The organism is Erwinia sp. S38, assembly GCF_016624545.1.
Taxonomy (GTDB): Bacteria; Pseudomonadota; Gammaproteobacteria; order Enterobacterales; family Enterobacteriaceae; genus Erwinia; species Erwinia coffeiphila.
Map to the genome: position 1 here is coordinate 143818 of NZ_JACVTS010000006.1, position 21901 is coordinate 165718.

The 21901-nt window shown below is 58.4% G+C and carries 21 protein-coding genes and 1 tRNA gene; 8 read left to right on the forward strand and 14 right to left on the reverse strand.

Annotated features, from left to right (window positions below; translation table 11 throughout):
* Window positions 1–11: 11 nt before the first annotated feature.
* Window positions 12–410: a Gfo/Idh/MocA family protein gene (locus tag IBT46_RS09215; RefSeq protein WP_200545426.1), complete on the reverse strand. Its 399-nt coding sequence runs from the start codon at window positions 408–410 to the stop codon at window positions 12–14.
* A complete protein-coding gene (locus IBT46_RS09220) occupies window positions 407–1441 on the reverse strand; it encodes a Gfo/Idh/MocA family protein (RefSeq protein WP_200545427.1) in 1035 nt (344 codons plus the stop codon). The genes IBT46_RS09215 and IBT46_RS09220 overlap by 4 nt, the downstream gene beginning before the upstream one ends.
* Before the next feature lie 275 nt (window positions 1442–1716).
* Between IBT46_RS09220 and IBT46_RS09225 the strand changes: the two genes are divergently transcribed.
* On the forward strand, window positions 1717–2748 hold the full coding sequence (locus tag IBT46_RS09225; protein WP_200545428.1) for a LacI family DNA-binding transcriptional regulator: 1032 nt from the start codon (window positions 1717–1719) through the stop codon (window positions 2746–2748).
* A 35-nt stretch (window positions 2749–2783) separates the two neighbouring features.
* Here the strand turns inward: IBT46_RS09225 and IBT46_RS09230 are convergent, their stop codons facing one another.
* From IBT46_RS09230 to tesA, 4 genes are all read right to left on the reverse strand, one after another.
* On the reverse strand, window positions 2784–3815 hold the full coding sequence (locus IBT46_RS09230; RefSeq protein WP_200545429.1) for a LacI family DNA-binding transcriptional regulator: 1032 nt from the start codon (window positions 3813–3815) through the stop codon (window positions 2784–2786).
* Between the two features lie 90 nt (window positions 3816–3905).
* Window positions 3906–4763: a co-chaperone YbbN gene (locus IBT46_RS09235; protein WP_200545430.1), complete on the reverse strand. Its 858-nt coding sequence runs from the start codon at window positions 4761–4763 to the stop codon at window positions 3906–3908.
* Between the two features lie 69 nt (window positions 4764–4832).
* Window positions 4833–5606 (reverse strand): SDR family oxidoreductase, encoded by a 774-nt coding sequence (locus IBT46_RS09240; protein ID WP_200545431.1) that lies wholly within the window; start codon window positions 5604–5606, stop codon window positions 4833–4835.
* 31 nt (window positions 5607–5637) lie between these two features.
* Window positions 5638–6261 (reverse strand): multifunctional acyl-CoA thioesterase I/protease I/lysophospholipase L1, encoded by a 624-nt coding sequence (gene tesA / locus IBT46_RS09245; RefSeq protein WP_200545432.1) that lies wholly within the window; start codon window positions 6259–6261, stop codon window positions 5638–5640.
* Here tesA and ybbA point away from each other — a divergent pair.
* On the forward strand, window positions 6232–6918 hold the full coding sequence (gene ybbA, locus IBT46_RS09250) for a putative ABC transporter ATP-binding protein YbbA (protein WP_200545433.1): 687 nt from the start codon (window positions 6232–6234) through the stop codon (window positions 6916–6918). The genes tesA and ybbA overlap by 30 nt on opposite strands.
* Window positions 6915–9332, forward strand: a complete 2418-nt coding sequence (ybbP, locus tag IBT46_RS09255) for a putative ABC transporter permease subunit YbbP (protein WP_200545434.1) — start codon at window positions 6915–6917, stop codon at window positions 9330–9332. The genes ybbA and ybbP overlap by 4 nt, the downstream gene beginning before the upstream one ends.
* Window positions 9333–9958: 626 nt before the next feature.
* Here the strand turns inward: ybbP and purK are convergent.
* The 4 genes from purK to ppiB all read right to left on the reverse strand — a co-directional run bounded on the left by purK (window position 9959) and on the right by ppiB (window position 12892).
* The gene (gene purK, locus IBT46_RS09260) at window positions 9959–11026 is read right to left on the reverse strand and encodes a 5-(carboxyamino)imidazole ribonucleotide synthase (protein WP_200545435.1); all 1068 of its coding nucleotides are present in this window, start codon (window positions 11024–11026) and stop codon (window positions 9959–9961) included.
* A complete protein-coding gene (gene purE, locus IBT46_RS09265) occupies window positions 11023–11532 on the reverse strand; it encodes a 5-(carboxyamino)imidazole ribonucleotide mutase (protein WP_200545436.1) in 510 nt (169 codons plus the stop codon). Before purE ends, purK begins: the two co-directional genes overlap by 4 nt.
* Before the next feature lie 146 nt (window positions 11533–11678).
* Window positions 11679–12395: a UDP-2,3-diacylglucosamine diphosphatase gene (gene lpxH, locus IBT46_RS09270; RefSeq protein WP_200545437.1), complete on the reverse strand. Its 717-nt coding sequence runs from the start codon at window positions 12393–12395 to the stop codon at window positions 11679–11681.
* A gap of 2 nt (window positions 12396–12397) precedes the next feature.
* Window positions 12398–12892, reverse strand: a complete 495-nt coding sequence (ppiB, locus tag IBT46_RS09275; protein ID WP_105590887.1) for a peptidylprolyl isomerase B — start codon at window positions 12890–12892, stop codon at window positions 12398–12400.
* Window positions 12893–13128: 236 nt separating this feature from the next.
* On the opposite strand from ppiB, the gene cysS reads away from it, so the two are divergent.
* Window positions 13129–14514: a cysteine--tRNA ligase gene (gene cysS / locus IBT46_RS09280; RefSeq protein ID WP_200545438.1), complete on the forward strand. Its 1386-nt coding sequence runs from the start codon at window positions 13129–13131 to the stop codon at window positions 14512–14514.
* A 55-nt stretch (window positions 14515–14569) separates the two neighbouring features.
* Window positions 14570–15667, forward strand: coding sequence for an AAA family ATPase (locus IBT46_RS09285; protein WP_200545439.1), 1098 nt, complete (start codon window positions 14570–14572; stop codon window positions 15665–15667).
* 15 nt (window positions 15668–15682) lie between these two features.
* On the opposite strand, the gene IBT46_RS09290 is transcribed toward IBT46_RS09285, so the two are convergent.
* A complete protein-coding gene (locus tag IBT46_RS09290) occupies window positions 15683–17083 on the reverse strand; it encodes an MFS transporter (protein ID WP_200545440.1) in 1401 nt (466 codons plus the stop codon).
* Between the two features lie 113 nt (window positions 17084–17196).
* Here IBT46_RS09290 and IBT46_RS09295 point away from each other — a divergent pair, with 113 nt between their 5' ends.
* Window positions 17197–17847, forward strand: a complete 651-nt coding sequence (locus IBT46_RS09295) for a metalloregulator ArsR/SmtB family transcription factor (RefSeq protein WP_234480042.1) — start codon at window positions 17197–17199, stop codon at window positions 17845–17847.
* 46 nt (window positions 17848–17893) lie between these two features.
* Here IBT46_RS09295 and adhP read toward each other — a convergent pair whose 3' ends face one another.
* The 3 genes from adhP to folD all read right to left on the reverse strand — a co-directional run bounded on the left by adhP (window position 17894) and on the right by folD (window position 20235).
* Window positions 17894–18910 (reverse strand): alcohol dehydrogenase AdhP, encoded by a 1017-nt coding sequence (gene adhP / locus IBT46_RS09300; protein ID WP_105590892.1) that lies wholly within the window; start codon window positions 18908–18910, stop codon window positions 17894–17896.
* A 246-nt stretch (window positions 18911–19156) separates the two neighbouring features.
* The gene (gene ybcJ, locus IBT46_RS09305) at window positions 19157–19369 is read right to left on the reverse strand and encodes a ribosome-associated protein YbcJ (RefSeq protein WP_105590893.1); all 213 of its coding nucleotides are present in this window, start codon (window positions 19367–19369) and stop codon (window positions 19157–19159) included.
* Window positions 19369–20235, reverse strand: a complete 867-nt coding sequence (gene folD, locus IBT46_RS09310; protein WP_105590894.1) for a bifunctional methylenetetrahydrofolate dehydrogenase/methenyltetrahydrofolate cyclohydrolase FolD — start codon at window positions 20233–20235, stop codon at window positions 19369–19371. Before folD ends, ybcJ begins: the two co-directional genes overlap by 1 nt.
* A 181-nt stretch (window positions 20236–20416) precedes the next feature.
* On the opposite strand from folD, the gene IBT46_RS09315 reads away from it, so the two are divergent.
* Both IBT46_RS09315 and IBT46_RS09320 read left to right on the forward strand, forming a co-directional pair.
* Window positions 20417–20493: transfer RNA gene (locus tag IBT46_RS09315), tRNA-Arg, on the forward strand.
* Between the two features lie 165 nt (window positions 20494–20658).
* Window positions 20659–21873: a tyrosine-type recombinase/integrase gene (locus tag IBT46_RS09320; RefSeq protein ID WP_200545441.1), complete on the forward strand. Its 1215-nt coding sequence runs from the start codon at window positions 20659–20661 to the stop codon at window positions 21871–21873.
* Window positions 21874–21901: the final 28 nt, after the last annotated feature.

Sequence of the window (21901 nt, forward strand, 5' to 3'; positions counted from 1 at the left end):
GGAATTCGGCGTTAGTTAAAGACGCTGCCGCTGACGCCTTTGCTCGCTTTTGCCAGCGCGGTCATCTCTGCCGCCTGCGCTGCGGTCAGCGCCAGCGGTTTTTCGCACAGCACGTGCTTACCGGCGCGCAGTGCGGCGGTGGCCACCTCGGCGTGCATAAAGTTCGGTAACGTGACGCTGACAATGTCGATTTCCGGGTCAGCAATGACCGCCTGCCAGTCGCTGGCTACGTGGGCGAAGCCCCAGACCTTAGCCAGCTCGCGGGCTGCATCTTCCCGCGCATCGCAGACGGTGTGCAGAACAAACTGATGCTGGTCGCTGGCGAGCCGGGCCTGATGGGCGCGGTAGCCGGAGGCGTGAGCGGCACCGATCATCCCGGCCCCGATAATGGCGATATTGAACGTTTTCATTTCGCCACCTCGACCCACTGTCCGCTCTCCGCTGAAGCAAACAGGGCGTCCATCACCTGCATCTGGGCGATAGCATCTTCCACACCGAATTCAGGCGTCAGTTCGCCGCGAAGGGTGCGGGAGAAGTTCGTGACTTCACACTGATACTGCTCCACCACCGGCAGCACCTGCGGCTGCGGTGCGGCATCGTCCAGACCGGTATGGGAGTCTACCCACAGCGTGGCCGGGGAGCCGCTGCCGGGTACATAAGGGGCTGAGAGGTCGAGCAGGGATTTTTCACACACCACCTGCACGCGCTGCGAAGCGGCCATCTTCAGGCTGACGGTTAGCGTGGCCTGCTGCCCCTGACCGAAATCGAGGATCGCGTGGGTTGTTTCATCGGTGCCGTTATGGGCGGATCGTACCATCGAGCAGAAAACCCGCTCCGGCTGGCGCTCGAACAGATAGCGTGCGGTCATCACCGTATAGCAGCCGAGATCGTAGAGTGCGCCCCCGCCTTTTTTGACGTCAAAGCGAAAATCACCCGGGTTATCCAGCATGAAGGAGAGCAGGATCTGCGCCGCCTGAATCCGTCCGTGATCGCCGCTGCGGATCTGCTGGCGCAGGATGTCAAACTGCGGATGGTGGCGAACCATAAAGGCTTCTGCCACCAGCAGGTTGGCCGGGATATCGCGCAGGCGCTTTGCTTCGCTGGCGGTCAGCGCCACCGGCTTTTCGCAGAGTACGTGTTTGCCGTGCGCGGCAGCGGCCAGCACCATATCGATATGCTGATCGTTCGGCAGCGGAACGTAGATAGCCTCAATATCGGGATCGTTAAGCAGCGCTTCATAACTGCCGTACGCCTGCGGAATACCAAACAGATCGGCTTTGGCCTGCGCTTTTTCCAGCGAGCGCGAAGCGATGGCTTTTACCTCACAGTATTCACTGGCCAGCATCGCCGGAATAATTTTGGCGCAGGCGATATTCGCCGTGCTGACTACTCCCCAGCGCACCGGATTTGAAACATTAGTAACGTTATGATTTGACATCATTTACCTCTTTTAGCGATGACCTGAAAATATTTTTCACAGGATGCGAAAGTAAAAATTTTGTTTCGCAATTGATCGCCTGGCAGGGGGGTGAAGTCAATTTAACGTCGGATAAATCTCGTCAAAAAATGATTTTCATAACACAATTATTTGATGTATTTTACATCATTTTTAATAATTATGATGTAATTCAATTTGATGGAATATTTGGAGTTTTTAATGTAACTGGTTATGATTATTAACATTTTAAAGGCTGGTATAATTGCATCAGGAATCCTATGTCAGAGAAACCTTTTCGTCGTGGCCCAACGGTTGTTGAAATTGCGAAGGCGGCAGGCCTGAGCACCTCGACCGTCGATCGGGTGCTGAATGCCCGCAGCGGCGTGCGGGCGGTCACCGGCAAAAAAGTGCAGGCGGCCATCAACCGCCTTGGGGGGAACTGGCAGGAAAATGCCTCGTTACCGCTGCGGCGTATCGCCTTTATCTGCGAGGCAGGTTCAAGCTTTATCAATCTGATTGAGAAAGAGGCCAAAAAATACAGTGCCGCTCACCCTGAACTGCACTTCACCTTCGACAGCGTGCCCAACGTGCAGGTGAATGCCGATCGCTTCAGCGCGCTGATCCTGCGGCGAGCCGAAGAATGTGAAGGAATTATTCTGGTTTCGCGGGATGAGGTAAAAACCAACCGCGCGGTGCGTGAGGCGGTGGAAAACGGCGTGCCGGTGATCTGCCTGACCACCGATCTACCCAACTCACGGCGCAGCGCCTACGTCGGGCTGGATCAGATTGGTACCGGTGCTACCGCCGCCTGGCTGATGGGCCGAATGCTGCCGCGCGTGCCGGGGAATATTCTGCTGCTGTGCAGTTCAGCCTATCGCGCCCAGGAAGAGCGCGAGGTGGGCTTCCGCCGGGTATTACGCGCCGATTACGCTCATCTGAATATTCTGGAACGGGTGAATATCAACGATGAAGCCGAAGGCGCGTGGCTAAGCGTAAAAAAATACCTGAAGGAGAATGCGCCGATGGCGGGTATTTATAATATGGCGGGGGGGAATCGTGGTATTGCCCGGGCGCTGCGCGAAGCCGGGCTGACGGATAAGGTGCTGTTTATTGGCCACGAGCTGAGTGAATTCACCCGCAGCCTGCTGGAAACCGGGGAAATGGACGCGGTGCTGGGCCACGATGTGCAGAGTGAAATTAACCACTGCCTGACGATTTTTGAACAGATCCGCGCGGGGAAACCGGCGGTCAGCATCAAAACTCCGCTGATTATCTACAACAAAAACTCATTTTTTGATGCGGGATACTGATGCGCAGTCTGTATGTACAGGCTTAATTCTGCGCGTTATTCGTTATCCGCCGGGGAGGGGAGATCGAAGCGGGAATATTTGGTGAACATCAGCAGCGGCATATAGCTGGAGCGGACGGGTTGGCCTTTCACCAGTCGCTGAGCGAGAGTAAAGCAAGCTTCGATCTCACGTTCGCTGTCATGGCCAAAAATAACGTTAACGTCGTCCTGTTCAAGCATTCGCTGGCTGTGCTCGGTCAGCTCATGAGCAATAAAAATAACCTTTCCTGCCAGTTTTTCTTCGGCCAGCGCCCTGGCAATGCCGCGGTTACCACCGGCGACGTTGTAAACGGCGGCGATATCGCGATTATCCTGAAGATATTTTTTTATCAGCTTGTAAGTCTCCGCTGATTCATCGTTGGAGCTGATTTTTTCCTGAATCTCAAGGTGGGGGAATTCATTACGCATCACCCGGCGAAAGCCCATTTCGCGCTCTTCCTGATTGCGATAGGTGGCGCTAACCACAAACAGCACTTTGGCCGCTTTTACCGGCAGCATTTTTCCCATCAGCAGCGCGGCATTAGCTCCAGCGCTCACCTCATCAACCCCAACGTAGGCGGCAGAATGGGGCAGATCGGTTGACAGACAGATCACCGGTACACCGCTGGCACCGGCGCTGCGCACCTCACTATTCACCTGCACATCCTCGCGGGAAACCAGTACCACCGCATCGGATTCGCTAACGCGTTGTTTTAACAGTTGGCTGAAAGCCTGGGCATCGCGCTGATAGTTGGGCACGCTGTCAAAGGTGGTGGTGATAGCGGGATAGCCTGTCTTAACGCTCTCTAGCGCACTTTTCACCAGTTCGATGTAGCTGGTACCGGCTTCCAGAACAAAGGCGATTTTCATCTGCTGCCCGCTGTCCTGCTGTGCGGAGAATTGCCTGAGCGCTTCCTCGACCCGCTGGCGGGTATTTTCACGTACGCCGGGGCGCTGATTCAAAACCCGATCCACCGTGGCGGTACTTAACCCCGAAATTCGGGCAATATCCTGAATGGTTGGATTTTTCTTCGAGAAGCGGTCAGTCATTTGTCAGTACCGGAATAGAGTCAGGAGCAGGCAGCTACGGCTAAGTAACAGGCCGGACGCAGCCCGTGATGCCGCGTCCGTACCGGATAATCAGTAAAGCAGGGAGTAAAGCTGGCGGCGGTACTTGCTGGCCAGCGCATCGCCGGTACCCAGCGCGGCAAGAATTTCCTGCAGGATTTTACGCGCCTGGCCATCCGCAGCGCCAAGATCTTTCTTCAGATGAACGAACAGCAGCTCCAGCGCCTCTTCGTTGCGGCCAACCTGATGGAGCTGGATCGCCAGCTGGGTTGCCAGTGACGCGTCTTCCGGGTTCTCGGCGATCTGCTGCTGCAGCTGCTGAATTTCCGGGGTATCCGCCGCCTGTTTCAGCAGATCGATCTGCGCAATCAGCCCCTGATAGCGGCTGTCCTGATCCTGCAACGGCACCGCTTTCAGCACCGCTTCCGCTTCGTCGCTGCGGTTCAGGCCAATCAGCACTTCAGCCAGCAGGAAGCCGATATCGCTACGCTGATTGCTCAGCTGCCAGGCATCTTTCAGCAGCGGCAGGGCCTCCAGCGCTTTGCCTTCGTCCATCAGCTGCATCGCCTGCTGCGCCTTCAGCTCTTCTTCCTTCGGCAGCACTTTTTCCAGCAGGGCACGGATCGCCTCTTCCGGCTGCGGCCCCTGGAAGCCGTCGACCGGCTGACCGTTCTGGAACAGATACACGGTCGGGATTGAGCGCAGGCCAAACTGCTGCGCGACGGCAGGTTCTGCATCACAGTCCAGCGTTGCCAGAATAAACTGACCGGCATACTCCTGCGCCAGGCGCTCCAGCAGCGGCGTCAGTTGCAGGCAGTGCTGGCTGCGCCCGGACCAGAAATAAAACAGTACGGGAACCTGCATTGACTGTTCCAGCGTCTGGTGCAGGTTGGTTTCATTAATTTCAACAATCGCAGCGTGTGGTGCCATGAATTCGTCTCTTTTCACGTGAGTTTCATACTGTATTGGGGCAGACCGGCGGGCTTCAAGCCCTGTGGGCTAATTCTGCCGTAAAAACCAGTCCAGCGCCCGACCCGGCAGCAGCCTGCGCAGCAGCGTCATGGTCCAGGTGACCAGCGTCACCGGATAACGCAGGCGCGGATGCTTGCTTTCCAGCGCGTGGTGTAGCTTCGGCAAAATCGCCTCCGGCGGCAGGGTAAAGCGGGCGGCGATGCCCGGGTTTTTCACCGGTTTATCCTGCTGCGCCTGGCTGACATTATCGGTAAACCGCGTACTGATTGGCCCCGGTTCGATCAGGCTGACGCGCACGCCGCTGGCGTGAAGCTCCATACGCAGCGCATCGGACCAGGCTTCCAGCGCATATTTGCTGGCGGCATAGGCACCGCGGCCCGGCGTAGAGATCAGCCCCAGTACCGAGCTGGTGTTAATTATGCGCCCGGCACCGCTGGCGATCAGCGCCGGCAACAGCAAAATAGTCAGCTGGTGGGTACCGAACAGGTTGGTGGAAAACTGCCGCTCCAGCTGGGCACGGGTAACCGATTGCAGCGGTCCATACTGGCCAAAACCGCCGTTGTTAAACAGTCCGAACAGGCGGCCCTCGCACAGGGTGAGGATCTCTGCTGCACCGCGCTCAACACTTTCTGCATCATCCAGATCGAGCAAAACGCCGCTGAAGCCCAGCTCATTCATCCGCTCCACGTCCTGCGGCTTGCGGCAGGCGGCAATCACATGATAGCCCCGGCGCAGCAAATCGCTGGCCGCCACCAGGCCAATTCCGCTGGAACTGCCGGTTATTACGATAGATTTTTGCATAACTTTACCTGTTACAGCGTTCGTGGCCGGGTTACTCATGGTTAACTAAAGGAGCCAGCTGTTTTGCCATCAGGTCGGCAATAAACGACTGCGCGGCAGGGGCCGGATGAATACCGTCATCCTGCATCCACTCCGGTTTCAGATACACCTGCTCCATAAAGAACGGCACCAGCGGGATGCTATTACGCTCCGCCAGCTGCGGATAAATGGCGGCAAACGATTCGGTATAGCGGCGGCCATAGTTGGCGGGCAGGCGAACCTGCATCAGCAGCGGCTGCGCCCCGGCGGCTTTAACCTGTTTAATGGCGCTGTCGAGATCCTGCTCCAGCTGTTTAGGCGGGAAGCCGCGCAGACCGTCGTTGCCGCCCAGTTCAATCAGCACCCAGCGGGGCTGATGCTTTTTCAGCAGAGCGGGCAGACGTGCAACCCCCTGGGCTGCGGTGTCGCCGCTTATGCTACCGTTAATAATAGCGGGTGATTTTTGCCACTTATCATTGAGTAACGCAGGCCATGCGGCACTGGCGGACATGCGGTAACCGGCGCTGAGGCTGTCGCCCAGTACCAGCAGCGTATCCGCCGCCGTCGCGCGCATCGTCATCAAAGCTAACAGCAACAGGAAAGGGTAATGCCAGCGGAAAACATTCTTGAAGTTCATCGTCTTAGTAAGTCCGTCGGTCAGGGTGAGCATCAGCTTTCCATCCTTACCGGAGTTGAGCTGGTTGTCAAACCGGCTGAAACTATCGCCCTGATCGGCGAGTCGGGTTCAGGGAAATCGACGCTGCTCGGCATTCTTGCCGGTCTGGACGACGGCAGCGAAGGGGAAGTGATGATGCTGGGGCAGCCGCTGCATAAAATGGATGAAGAACAGCGGGCGGAGCTGCGGGCAAAAAATGTCGGCTTTGTTTTCCAGTCTTTCATGCTGGTGCCAACACTGAACGCGGTGGAGAACGTGCAGCTTCCGGCGCTGTTGCGCGGCGAGAGCGACCGGCAGAGCCGCGAACAGGCCGCGCAGCTGCTCGGCCAGCTTGGGCTTGGCCAGCGCCTCAGCCATCTTCCCGCTCAGCTTTCCGGCGGGGAGCAGCAGCGCGTGGCGCTGGCTCGCGCTTTTAACGGCCGCCCGGCGCTGCTGTTTGCCGATGAACCGACCGGTAACCTCGACCGTAAAACCGGCGATCGCATCGCCGATCTGCTGTTTTCCATGAATCACGAGCTGGGCACCACGCTGATTCTGGTTACCCACGATGAACAACTGGCGGCGCGTTGCGATCGTCGTCTGCGGCTGCGCGACGGCAAGCTGTGGGAGGAATCATGATCTGGCGCTGGTTCTGGCGCGAGTGGAAATCCCCCTCGCTGCTGATTGTCTGGCTGGCGCTGACGCTGGCGGTGGCCTGCGTGCTGGCGCTGGGATCGCTCAGCGATCGCATGGAGAAAGGCTTAACTCAGCAAAGCCGTGATTTCATGGCGGGCGACCGCACGCTGCGCAGCTCGCGTGAGGTGCCTGCCGAATGGCTTGAGCAGGCACGCAGCGACGGGCTACAGGTTGGGCGCCAGCTGACCTTTATGACCATGACCTTCGCCGGTGATACCCCGCAGCTGGCGTCGGTGAAAGCGGTGGATGACGCCTATCCGATGTTCGGCCAGCTGGTGACCGAGCCGGCCGGGTTAAAACCGGCGGCGGGAACTGTACTGGCTGCGCCCCGGCTGCTGGCGCTGCTCGAACGTAAAAGCGGCGAAAATCTGGATGTGGGCGATACGACTTTACGTATTGCCGGGGAGGTCATTCAGGAACCGGATGCCGGATTTAATCCGTTTCAAACGGCCCCGCGGCTGCTGATGAATCTGGCTGACGTGGAAAAAACCGGTGCCGTACAGCCGGGTAGCCGCCTCACCTGGAATTATAAATTTGCCGGAAATCCGCAACAGCTTGCGCGCTTTGACGACTGGATAGCCTCGCGCCTGACGCCGGACCAGCGCTGGATTAGCGTGGAAAACTCGGACGATGCGCTGGGTAAATCCATGCAGCGCGCCCAGCAGTTCCTGCTGCTGTCGGCGCTGCTGACGCTGATGCTGGCGATTGCCGCCGTAGCGGTGGCGATGAACCACTACTGCCGCAGCCGCTACGATCTGGTGGCGGTACTGAAAACCCTGGGCGCTAACCGCAAGGCGTTACGCAAGCTGATTGTCGGGCAGTGGCTGGCGGTACTGCTGCTGGCGGCGATCTGCGGTGGCGTTATTGGTATGGGGTTTGAGGCGCTGCTGCTGCGTATGCTGCGCCCGGTGCTGCCTGGTGAACTCCCCGCCGCCAGTGCATGGCCGTGGCTGTGGGCGGTAGGATCGCTGTTCGTGATTTCCCTGCTGGTTGGCCTGCGGCCCTATCGTCTGCTGCTGGCAACCCAGCCGCTGCGCGTGCTGCGGCGCGACGCGGTGGCGAATATCTGGCCGCTGAAAATTTATCTGCCGCTGATGGCGCTGGTGGTGGTGGGGCTGCTGGCTTTGCTGGTCGGCGGCAGCAAACTGCTGTGGGCGCTGGTGGCGGGCATTGTGCTGCTGTCGCTGCTGCTGGGCGCGGTGGGATGGGGCGGACTGCTGCTGCTGCGTACCCTGACGCTGCGTAATCTAGCATTTCGCCTGGCGGTTAACCGCCTGCTGCGGCAGCCGTGGACCACGCTGAGCCAGCTGGCGGCATTCTCGCTGTCGTTTATGCTGCTGGCGCTGCTGCTGGTGATGCGCGGCGATCTGCTGGACCGCTGGCAGCAACAGCTGCCGCCGGGTAGCCCGAACTACTTCCTGCTGAACCTGACCGAGCAGCAGGTGCCGCAGGTGAAAACCTTCCTTGAACAGCATCAGGTGAAGCCGGAAACCTTCTATCCGGTGGCCCGCGTGCGTCTGACCGGCATCAATCAGCAGCCGGTCGATCCGAAGATGGATGAATCACTCAACCGCGAGCTGAATCTGACGTGGCAGCGCGACCTGCCGGATCATAACCCGCTCACCGCAGGTACATGGCCTCCAAAAGCGGGTGAAACCTCGATGGAGGAGGAACTGGCGGGAAGGCTGGGCGTTAAGCTCGGCGACACGCTGACCTTTACCGGCGATACCCAGGACTTTACGGCGAAAATTACCAGCCTGCGCAAAGTGGACTGGGAAAGCCTGAAGCCGAACTTCTTCTTTATCTTCCCGCCGGGCGCGCTGGATGCGCAGCCGCAGACCTGGCTGACCAGCTTCCGCCTGGATAATAACAACGCGCTGCTGGTGCAGCTAAACCGCGAGTTTCCTACTCTGAGCCTGCTGGATATCGGCAGTATTCTGCGGCAGATCGGGCAGGTACTGGCGCAGGTGAGCCAGGCGCTGGAAATTATGGTGGTGCTGGTGACCGCCTGTGGCGTGCTGCTGCTGCTGGCGCAGATCCAGGTGGGCATGCGCCAGCGGCATCAGGAACTGGTGGTGTATCGCACGCTGGGTGCGGGTAAAAAGCTGCTGCGCGGTACGCTGTGGTGCGAGTTTGCACTGCTGGGCGTAGTGTCCGGCGCGGCGGCGGCAATCGGTGCGGAGGCGGCTCTATGGGGATTACAGCGAAAAGTCTTCGACTTCCCGTGGCAGCCGGATTTCGTGCTGTGGCTGGTGCTGCCGCTGACCGGTGCGCTGCTGCTCTCCCTGTGCGGTGGCTGGCTGGGCGTGCGGTTGCTGAAGGGCAGGGCGCTGTTCCGGGGATATGAGGCGGGGTGAGATCGTTAGGCTAGTATCTGCGAGGCGTGGTGTTCGAGCTTGGCATCTGCCAGGCATGGTGTTCGCGCCGACCGGTGGGTGCCCTGGCCTGGCGGGTCCTCGCGCCGCTGCGCGGTCCCTTCACTTCGCTCGTCAGCCTGTCGGACCAGCGTAGACGGGGCGTCCTGCCCCGGCTACGCTTTTCGGCCGCGTCCATGCGGCCGAATCCTGGCTTCCTCTCTTCGTTCAGCGCTGCGGATGCTGCGGCCAGGGCACCCACCGTTCGGCTCCCGGAACGCGGTGTCGTTGGAATGAAAAGGCAGGGGGATCTTGCTTATTGTGGGTGGGGCTTGGATGTTACAGGCTGTAATGGTTAACGTCAGTTGTAGCGAGCAGCAACGTCATGATGAACGGGCAATCGGTGTCGGTCAGGTTCGCGGACCGTTGAGCGCAGGGACGCGCGAATCGAGGCCACACGGACGTGTTCACGCCGAGTCCGCGAACCTGACCGACACCGATACGCCCGACGACGATCTTCCCGCGACACAAACCCGACACCGATTAGCCGGATTCAGGGGTAACAGCCATAAAAAAACGGACCTCAAAAGGTCCGTTTTTTCCAACAAGTAAAGCTCAGCAAAAAGCGATCAGCCCAGCTTCTCAACCGCCCAGGCAATCCCGCTGGCGTACTCTTCCGGCAGCATCGGCACCAGCGCATTCAGCGCGTCGCTCAATGCTGCGGTGCTAACGTCAGAAAGATTCAGGTGGCCGACCTTACGGCCCGGACGCACTTCTTTATCGTACCAGTGCAGATGCACCAGCGGCTGCTGCAGCCAGTCCAGATTCACGTCAGTGCCGATCAGATTCACCATCACCGCCGGGCTGCTGACCACCGGCTTCGGCAGCGGCAGATCGAGGATCGCCCGCAGATGCAGCTCGAACTGGCTAATCGACGCGCCATTCTGCGTCCAGTGGCCGCTGTTGTGTACGCGCGGGGCCAGCTCGTTAATCAGCAGACCTTCCGGCACCACGAAGCACTCCATCGCCATCACGCCGACGTAGTTCAGCTCGTTCATGATGGCTGACAGCATCTGCTCGGCCTGCTGCTGATGGGCAGCATTCACCACCGGCAGCATGACGCTGGTACGCAGAATACCGTCCTGATGCAGGTTATGAGTCAGCGGGTAGAATACCGTGCGGCCATCGTGCCCGCGCGCGCCTACCAGCGACACTTCGCCGGAGAAGTTAATGCCGCGCTCAACGATGCACTCGCCGTAGCACTCTTCCGGCAATGAATTGGTTTCATTCGCACGCAGGCGCCACTGTCCGCGTCCGTCGTAGCCACCGGTACGACGTTTGACGATTGCCAGTTCACCGAGGGTGGTAAACACCTGCGGCCACTGGTCGGCGGAGGAAAGCAGCTGCCACGGCGCGGTGGCCAGCCCCAGCCGGTCAAGCAGCTGTTTTTGCGTCAGACGGTCGGCCAGCTGGGGGAAAATATCGCGGTTAACGAAGGCGTTATGACCTGCCAGTTCGCGAGTCAGCGCGGTTTCCGGCCAGCGTTCAATTTCAGCGGTAATTACGCTGGCGGCAATCGGCAGCGCTTCCGGTTCCGCATCCAGACCGACCGGATAAACGGCGATCCCCAGCGGTTCCCCCGCCTGGCGCAGCATGCGGCCAAGCTGTCCGTTACCTAATACGCAAACCGGTTTCATGCCTCACCCCGTGGGTCCGGGTTGTTCAGCACTTCATCGGTCTGGGACTGACGCCATGCCGCCAGACGTGTTGCCAGCTCGGCATCGTGCAGGGCAACGATTTGCGCCGCCAGCAGGGCTGCATTGGCCGCGCCGGCTTTACCAATGGCCAGCGTGCCAACCGGAATACCGCGTGGCATTTGCACGATAGAATAAAGGCTGTCGACGCCGCTCAGTGCCGCGCTCTGTACCGGCACGCCCAGCACCGGAACCAGCGTTTTGGCCGCCAGCATACCCGGCAGGTGAGCCGCGCCGCCTGCGCCTGCAATAATCACCTGATAGCCGTTATCCGCAGCCTGTTCGGCAAAGCTAAACAGCTTGTCCGGGGTACGGTGGGCAGAAACCACTTCGCAGTGGAAGGGAACGTCCAGGCTGGTGAGGATTTCCGCTGCAAACTGCATGGTTGCCCAGTCACTTTTGGAACCCATAACAATAGCAATGCGGGCCGGTGCGGCGTTAGATGACATGCGGGGCTGACTCCTGTGATTGTAAAACGTCACCGTAGTAACCCTGGGGCTACCCGATGGGAAGGGCTGAGAGAATAGCATGAGTCAGCGGCAAGGAAAACGGTTGCGTAGCGGATTATCACGCCATCTCAGGGCAAAATTTTGATTCAGAACGGGAAGGAAATCAGCGCCGTCTCTTCTGCACTGACTCGGATCATCGATCCCTGCTCGTGCCAGGCACCCAGAACAATTCTTTCGGCCGGGTGACCGTCAACCATCAGCTGATGCACCGCCGGGCGATGGGTGTGGCCGTGGATCAGGATTGGCGCATGATGGCGATGCATTGCTGCTTCAACCGCCTGCGGGCTCACGTCCATAATCGCCATGTCTTTGCTGCTGTTCGCCTCTTTACTTCCGGCGCGCATTTTCACCGCAATACGCTGGCGAATAAACAGCGGCAGGGCGAGGAACAGTTTTTGCAGCCAGGGCTGATGCACTTTGGCACGGAAACGCAGATAGCCGACATCGTCGGTACAGAGCGTATCGCCGTGCATAATCAGCACGCGCTTACCGTAAAGATCCAGCAGCTGCTCTTCCGGCAGCAGAGTCATGCCTGCGGCGCGGGCAAAGCGTTTGCCGACCAGGAAATCGCGGTTACCGTGAATAAAGAAGCAGGGGATGTTGAGCTGGCTCAGAGCCTGAGCGACGTCGGCGTGTAGCGGATTCGGATCGTCGTCGCCGATCCAGGCCTCAAACAGATCGCCAAGAATATAGAGGGCGTCAGCATGCTGCGCTTCCCGGCGTAAAAAATGAAGAAAACCGGCAGTAATTGCCGGTTCCTCAACACACAGATGAATATCTGCGATAAACAGCGTGTGCGACATTATTACTCGCTGACGGTAACTTTCTGGATAATCACGTCGTCTTTTGGCACGTCCTGGTGCATACCGCTGCGGCCGGTAGAAACGGCTTTGATTTTCTCAACCACGTCCATACCTTCAACCACTTCAGCGAACACGCAGTAACCCCAGCCCTGCAGGCTTTCGTCACGGAAGTTCAGGAAGTCGTTGTCGGCAACGTTGATAAAGAACTGTGCGGTAGCAGAGTGAGGTGCCTGAGTACGCGCCATCGCCAGGGTGCCTTTGGTGTTCTTCAGACCGTTGTTCGCTTCGTTGCGGATCTCGTCTTTGGTGTTTTTCTGCTTCATGCCAGGTTCGAAACCGCCGCCCTGAATCATGAAACCGTTAATTACGCGGTGAAAAATGGTGTTGTCGTAGAAACCTTCACGGCAGTACTCCAGGAAGTTTTTTACGGTTGCCGGCGCTTTGTCATCAAAAGTTTTGATTACGATATCGCCGTGGTTAGTCTGGAAAGTGACCATATTTTCATCCTGTCAGGGTTAGAGTATTAAGAATGCGCGTCGGTGGAATGGACAAATGTCCGCTCCGTGCGGCAGACGGGTCTTATATCACAAAATGTGATGGCGAGTCAGCCCTGCTGCATAACAACATCCGCGCTATAGCGATACCTGGCGTAGCGCTGGCATGAAAAATGCGTCAGAATACGGGATTATCATTTTTTCATTAACCCCGCACACGCCTAAAACGGAATGTCTCAATGCTAAAGATTTTCAACACCCTGAGTCGTCAAAAAGAGGAATTTAAACCTATCCATGCCGGTCAAGTTGGCATGTACGTGTGCGGCATTACCGTTTATGACCTCTGTCACATTGGACACGGCAGGACCTTTGTGGCGTTTGACGTTGTGGCTCGCTATCTGCGTTACCTCGGCTATTCACTGAAGTACGTGCGTAACATCACCGATATTGATGACAAAATCATCAAGCGCGCCAACGAAAACGGCGAAACGATCGGTGAACTGACCGACCGCATGATTGCCGAAATGCACACCGATTTTGCCGCGCTGAACATTCTGCCGCCGGACCAGGAGCCGCGTGCGACCCGCCATATTGATGAAATCATCGAGCTGGTGAGCACGCTGATCGCCCGTGAGCACGCCTATGTCGCCAGCAACGGCGACGTGATGTTCTCCGTAGATAGCGACCCGACCTACGGCTCACTGTCGCGACAGGACCTGGAGCAGTTGCAGGCCGGTGCGCGCGTGGAAGTGGCTGATGTAAAACGCAACCCGATGGACTTCGTGCTGTGGAAAATGTCCAAGTCCGATGAACCGGGCTGGGCATCGCCGTGGGGCAATGGCCGTCCGGGCTGGCACATTGAGTGCTCGGCGATGAACTGCAAACAGCTGGGCCACCACTTTGATATTCACGGCGGTGGTTCCGATCTGATGTTCCCGCACCATGAAAATGAAATTGCTCAGTCCACCTGCGCCCACGACGGCCCGTATGTGAACTACTGGATGCACTCCGGCATGGTGATGGTTGACCGCGAGAAGATGTCAAAATCGCTGAACAACTTCTTTACCGTGCGCGACGTGCTGGCGCACTACGATGCGGAAACCGTGCGTTACTTCCTGATGTCCGGCCACTATCGCAGCCAGCTGAACTACGGCGAAGATAACCTGAACCAGGCGCGTGCCGCGCTGGAACGCCTCTACACCTCGCTGCGTAATACCGATGCGTCGGCAGCGCCTGCCGGTGGAGAAGCGTTTGAAGCCCGCTTCCGCGAGGCGATGGACGACGACTTCAACACGCCGGAAGCCTACTCGGCGCTGTTCGACCTGGCGCGTGAGGTTAACCGCCTGAAGTCAGAAGATAAAACCGCCGCCGATGCGCTGGCTGCCCGTCTGCGTCAGCTGGCCGGTGTGCTTGGCCTGCTGGAGCAGGACCCGGAACTGTTCCTGCAAAGCGGCGCGCAGAGCAACGATAATGAAGTGGCGGAGATCGAAGCGCTGATTAAAATGCGCAACGATGCGCGTAAAGAGAAGAACTGGGCGCAGGCCGATGTGGCCCGCGATAAGCTGAATGAGCTGGGCATTATTCTTGAAGATGGCCCTGCCGGTACCAGCTGGCGTCGTAAGTAACTCCTCACTCCGGGCCGGCAATCGCTGGCCCGTTTTACATCCGGGACGCGTTGATATGATTCGTCAGTTTGCCCTCACTAACTATCGCTCCATCCGCCATCTTGAGTTTGAACTCGGCCAGCTGAATGTCATCAGTGGTCCCAACGGCTGCGGTAAATCCAATCTGTATAAAGCGGTACGCCTGCTGCACGAAGCAGCGTGTGAACGCCTGTCGCTGGGGCTGGCGCAGGACGGTGGCATTCAGAAGGCGATGTGGGCGGGTGGAAAGCGGCCCGGTGAACGCAACAGCGAGCTGAAACGCATGGTGCTGGCGGTTGAGATGAGCGACTTCGACTACCAGCTGGAAATTGGCTTTCCCGAGCCGCTGATCAGCCTGTTTAACCTCGACCCGCTGGTGAAAAAAGAACAGCTGTGGCTGAGCGGCCAGCGACGCCGCCGATCGGCGCAGCTTCTGGAGCGCAACAACCAGACTGCTTTTTTGCAAAATATCGAGGGTGAAAGAGTGGCTTATCCGGCCTCGCTGCACGCGGAAGAGTCGGTGTTTGCTCAACTGGCGGAACCGCATCTTTACCCGGAGGTGTCGCAGGTGCGCGAGAGCCTGCGCGGCTGGCGTTTCTACCATGAATTTGCCGTGTGGCCGGGCAGCGCGCTGCGTGCGCCGCAGGTGGGCATTCGCTCACCGGTGCTGGCCCACGACGGCAGCAATCTGGCCGCCGCCTTTGAAACCATTCGCGAGCGCGGCCACAGCGAGCTGCTGTTCTCAATTCTTGAGCGGGCGTTTCCCGACAGCCGTTTTGAAGTGGACGCACAGGGCGGGCGCTTTCAGCTGTTGATGCATCGGCAGGGCATTCTGCGGCCGCTGGAGTCCGCCGAGCTGTCCGACGGTACGCTGCGCTTTCTCTGCCTGGTGGTGGCGCTGCTCAGCCCGCGTCCGCCCGCATTTATGGCGCTTAACGAGCCGGAGAACAGTCTGCATCCCGATCTGCTGCCCGCGCTGGCGGAACTGATTGCCGAAGCCAGCCGCTACAGCCAGCTGTGGGTGACCAGCCATTCGCCGCTGCTGGCGCAGCAGATTGCCGAACACGCCGAGGTGCGGCACTACCAGCTGGGCCAGGTAGATGGTGCAACGGTGATTAGCGATGCCGCTGTCTGAACGGCATCGTCCCGGTTATTTTGCTTTAGCCGCCCGGCTGGCGCTGTAAATCGCCAGCAGCGGTGCCAGCGCCAGCACGCCAAACAGCACCCGCGAGGCGCTGATTGCCCCCTCGGTACCGCCCGGCACATTCAGCCCGCCCATATTCGCCAGCATGCCGGAGAGCGCAGCGCCCAGCGCGGTAGCGAATAGCTGTACGGTAGAAATCGAGGTGGCGGCGGCGTCCTGATCTTCTGCAGGCGTTACCTCCAGCACCCGGGTCAGCAGATGCGGCCAACCGATACCAATCCCGAAGCCCACCAGCAGCAGCGCCAGCGAGATCGCCACCAGCAGCGTGATGCCCTCGGCGATCTGTACCGGAATCGCCACGGCCAGCATGACCATCCCGGCCAGCACCAGCACCGGGCCAATAACAATCGCCAGCGTAATACGCTTGCCCTGCCAGCCGGAGCTCCAGACTTCGGCCAGCGTCCAGCCTGCCGCCATCAGCGCCGCCAGATAGCCCGACATCAGCGGAGACTGGCCGTGCAGGTGCTGAAGGAAGTAGGGTACGAAGGTTTCACTGGTCATGCCGACCACCAGCAGGCCAATGGTCAGATACAGCATCAGCAGCGGCGAGTGAAGGCGCAGCGCATTGCGCGGCAGCAGGCCAGCGACGCCTTTCAGTTCACGACGTACCAGAATCGCCACCAGAATCACCGCCACGCCAACCCCGAGCAGGTTATAGCTCAGATCCGCTTCGGTACTGCCGAGGCTGATGGCCAGTACCGCCGCCGTCAGCAGCAGCAGCTGGATACCCGGCAGCGGCGCGGCAGGCCCGCGATCCTGAGCATCGGCGGGCAGCGCACGCCAGATAAGCCAGGCGTACAGCAGCGACACCGGAACCAGAAAGCCAAATGCCATCCGCCAGGCGTTGATATCGGCAAAAATACCGCCGATCGCCGGGCCAACCAGCGTGGCAACGCCCCACATGCCCGACACCAGCGCAAAGGCACGCGGCCACAGCGACTTCTCAAATACTTCGTAGATCATCGCGTAGCCCAGCGCGAACAGGAAACCGCCGCCCAGCCCCTGCACGGTACGGCCCAGCAGCATCACCAGCATCGACGGTGCCAGGGCGCACAGCAGGCTGCCGGTCAGGAACAGCGTGATGGCAATCATATAGGCACCGCGCGCACCGGTGCGGTTCAGCGTGCGGCTGGTCAGTGCCGAACCGAGTATCGAGGCAACCACGAACAGCGTAGTGTTCCACGCATACAGATTCAGCCCGCCGATCTCCTGAACGACCGACGGCAGCACGGTGGTGGCGATATAGATATTGATGGCGTGCAGCGCAACGCCGCCGGAAAGTGCAGCCGAGCGTGCGGCATTCTGACCGGAGAGCAGATCTCCCCAGTTCCCTTCATGCGATGACATAGTGACTCCGTGAGGCATAATGGTTATTCGCTCAGACGTTGTCGGCCGCACAGCTCTGAGGTAAATTAATAAAACAAGAAAACACTTGGAATATTAGTGGGGGTATAAAAATCTTGTCAACGGAACCTTCACATGAAGAGCACTTATCGACATCACAGCGGCTGCTTCATCTGCTGAAAACCCGTGGGCCACAGCAGGCTGCTGAAGCGGGAAAGGTATTGGGAATGACCGCAGAAGCCGCGCGCCAGCAGTTCAACAAGCTGGCGGCGGAGGGGCTGGTTGCTGCCTTCTCTAAATCGCGCGGCGTGGGCCGCCCTTCACAGTTCTGGCAGCTGACGCCGGAAGGACAGAAGCAGTTTCCGGATACTCACCCGGAACTGACCGTGCAGCTGCTTGAAATCGTCAGAGAAACGTTTGGCGAGCAGGGAATCGATCGGCTGATTGAAAAGCGCGAGAAGAAAACCCGCGAGTTTTATCGGCACGAACTGGCTGCGCTTGGCGGTTTAACCGAACGCGTTGCGCGGCTGGCGGAAATCCGTTCTGCTGAAGGCTACATGGCGGAGTATGAGGTGCTGGATGATGGCAGCCTGCTGCTGATTGAGAACCACTGCCCTATCTGCGCGGCGGCAACGGTCTGTCAGGGATTTTGCCGGGCGGAACAGGCCATTTTTAGCGAAGTGCTGCACGCCGATGTGGTGCGCGTTGAGCATATTCTCAGCCAGGCCAGGCGCTGTGCCTATCGGGTACAGCCCTGGCGCGAGTAGCGGTTGGGGACAACCGGCCTGCGGGGAGCAGGCCGGCTAAAGGGAATTATTTCGCCCCGGTAAAATCAATCACCATACGGCCAACGATAGTGCCGCTTTCCATTTCGTGGAAGATGGTGTTGATATCTTCCAGCGGACGGCGGGTGACCTTCGGCAGCACTTTACCTTCGGCAGCAAACTGGAAGGCTTCGGCCAGATCTTCACGCGTGCCAACCAGCGATCCCACCACCTGAATACCGTCCAGCACCAGGCGTGGAATGTTCAGGCTCATCGACTCCGGCGGCAGGCCAACGGCCACGATGCGCCCACCGGCGCGCATGGCGTCTACCGCTGAGTTAAAGGCCGCTTTAGCAACGGCAGTCACTACCGCCGCATGAGCGCCGCCCACACGTTCCTGAATCAGTTTTGCCGCGTCTTCATTGCGTGAGTTGATCACCATATCCGCGCCCATATCTTTGGCGAACTGCAGCTGCGAATCGTTGACGTCAACGGCAATCACCTTCGCGTTAAAGACGTTTTTAGCGTACTGCAACGCCAGGTTGCCCAGACCGCCAAGGCCGTAGATCACCAGCCATTTTCCCGGTGCAATGCCGGAGACTTTCACCGCTTTATAGGTGGTAACCCCGGCGCAGGTCACGCTGCTTGCTGCCGCAGAATCCAGACCGTCCGGCACTTTTACCGCGTAGTCCGCCACCACGATGCACTCTTCCGCCATGCCGCCGTCGGCAGTGTAGCCCGCGTTAACCACGTCACGGCACAGGGTTTCATTACCGCTGTTGCAGTACTCACAGTGGCCGCAGCCCTTGAAGAACCAGGCTACGCTGGCGCGATCGCCGGGCTTCAGTGAGGTGACGCCCGGGCCGATTTCCTTGACGACGCCAACGCCTTCGTGGCCAAGGATGACCCCGGTTTTATCACCGAAATCACCATTTTTAACATGCAGGTCGGTATGGCACACGCCACAGCAATCCATTTTTAACAGGGCTTCGCCGTGCTTGAGTGGGCGGAGGGTTTTTTCAACAACGTTCACTTTGTGATCGTGAGTGACTACAGCAGCTTTCATGCTCTACCTCTTCCGTTTAACAGGGGATAAGGCAGGGTAACGCCTGCTGTCGGTAATTTATTGATATGAATCAACGATCAACGGAGTAATCATTTGTGGGTAGGAGAATGGAGAAATCTTGAGCGGGTTGCCGTAATACAGAGCATCGGCTGTTTACATCGGCATAAAAAAGCCGCTATCCCGAAGAATGGCGGCTTACGCTGACAAACAGACGTGTTCTCGGCTGTTTGATGCGTTTGTTGAGCGTCAGGCGGTAACGGTAACCTGATTGCCATCGAATTCGACGGTCTGACCGGCCACGATTTTGCAGCGCTTGCGGGTTTCCACCGCGCCGTTGACGGTCACGTAACCGTCGGCAATCAGGGATTTAGCCATTGCGCCGCTTTCAACCCAGCCCTCCAGCTTCAACAGGTCGCAGAGATCCACATGTGGATGATCGCCAAGGGAAAAAGTTGCCATTATTCTGCTGCTCCATCATCGCTGCCTTCACAGGCCTGCAGGGTATTCTGAATCAGGGTTGCCACGGTCATCGGACCCACGCCGCCCGGGACCGGAGTGATATAGGACGCGCGCTCGGAGGCGGTTTCAAACTCTACATCGCCCACCACTTTGCCGCTTTCCAGGCGGTTGATGCCCACATCGATCACAATCGCGCCAGGCTTAATCCACTCGCCGGGAATAAAGCCGGGTTTGCCAACGGCAACCACCAGCAGGTCGGCGTGCTCCACGTGATGACGCAGATTTTTGGTGAAGCGGTGAGTCACGGTGGTGGTGCAACCGGCCAGCAGCAGCTCCATGCTCATCGGGCGGCCGACGATGTTTGAGGCTCCGACCACTACGGCATTCAGGCCGAAGGTGTCAATATTGTAGCGCTCCAGCAGCGTGACGATGCCGCGTGGCGTGCACGGGCGCAGCTTCGGCGCGCGCTGGCACAGACGACCGACGTTGTAAGGGTGGAAGCCGTCCACATCTTTTGCCGGAGAGATATGCTCCAGCACCTTCACGTTGTCAATGCCGGCCGGCAGCGGCAGCTGCACCAGAATACCGTCAATCGCCGGATCGTTGTTCAGTTCGGTAATCAGATCCAGCAGCTCTGCTTCGCTGGTCGTTGCGGGCAGATCGTAAGAGCGGGAGAGGAAACCGACCTCTTCACAGGCACGACGTTTGCTGCCGACATAGATTTGCGACGCCGGGTTTTCACCCACCAGAACTACGGCCAGGCCAGGTGCACGTTTACCGGCTGCCAGACGCTGTTGTACTTTTTCCGCAACCTCTTGCCGCACCTGCTGCGCAATCGTTTTACCGTCAATAATTTTTGCTACCATCAGAGAGGGGATCCATCTGTGTTGAGTTAAATCGGGGATTGGCTCTATTTTGTCAGAAGCGGGCGCTGCTGTCAGGCGGAGATTGGCAGGATATCGTTCATTACTTCGTCATCGGGTGGCGAAAGGCGGTAAAATCGTTGACTAAGCGGAGGTTGACCGTATAATCCGACCCACTCACCGTGCGCCCTTAGCTCAGCTGGATAGAGCACCGGCCTTCTAAGCCGTAGGTCACAGGTTCGAATCCTGTAGGGCGTGCCATTTTCATCTCTCCTGAAGTATCTCAAAGTCTACAAAACCCAGTAAATCAGCCTTTAAAGCGAAATCTCGTTATCGTGACATGTACTAACATCTATTGAAGTCTACAACCCTGTGGGGGTACATTTGGGGGTATGGTTCCGTTCAATGAGATGAGATACCCCCAAAATGAAGCTTAACGCCCGCCAGGTCGAGTCTGCCAAAGCAAAGGATAAGCCCTATAAGCTGGCTGACGGCGGCGGCCTGTATCTGCTGGTGAACCCTAATGGCGCAAAGTACTGGCGGCTGAAATACCGCGTTGCTGGTAAAGAGAAGTTGCTGGCGGTGGGGGTATATCCTGATGTGCCACTGGCCGACGCCCGGCGGCGTCGTGATGACGCAAAAAAGGTACTGGCAGCTGGTGGCGATCCTGGGCAGGAAAAGCAGGCCGAGAAACAAGCCAAAGTGCTGGCCGTTCAGAACAGCTTCGAGGCAATCGCCATCGAGTGGCACGACCACAAAAAAGGGAACTGGTCAGAAGGCTATGCCTCCGACATCCTGGAATACCTGTCCAAAGACATTTTTCCCTTCATCGGTAAGCGCGCGATCAACGACATTAAACCAGCTGAGATGCTGGCCGTGCTGCGTAAGATGGAACAGCGCGGTGTTCTGGATAAGTTAAAGAAGACCCGGCAGGCCTGCAGGCAGATTTTTACCCATGCGGTGATAACCGGCAGGGCAGAGAACAACCCCGTTACCGATCTCGCTGGCGCGCTGAAAGCACCAAAGCAGAAGCACTTCCCCCATCTGAGCCTCGACCAGCTACCCGGCTTCCTCAACGCGCTGAATGATTACAGCGGCAGTATGGTGACACGTTCCGCCACCCGCCTGCTGATGCTCACCGGCCTGCGGACAATCGAGTTGCGCTCCTCTGAGTGGGCTGATATCGATCTGGAGAAAGACCTCTGGCAGATACCCGCCGAACTAATGAAGATGCGCCGGCCGCACGTTGTGCCTTTGTCCAATCAGGTGAAAAGACTCCTGGAGGAAGTCCACCAGCTTACCGGCCGCGGGAAGTATGTTTTCCCTGGCCGCAATGACGCCGGTAAGCCAATGAGCGAGGCCAGCATTAACCAGGTTATTAAGCGCATTGGCTATGACGGCAAAGCCACCGGGCATGGCTTCCGGCACACGATGAGCACCATCCTGCACGAGCAGGGGTACAACACTGCCTGGATTGAAACCCAGTTGGCGCACGTCGATAAAAACTCGATCCGCGGCACTTACAACCATGCCCAGTATCTGGATGGCCGCCGGGAGATGCTCCAATGGTATGCCGACTATATGGAGGCGCTGGCGAATGGCGATAATGTGGTTCATGGCGCTTTCGGTAAACGCGCCTAACTGGATGAATAGACAGTGGTAGTGGTTG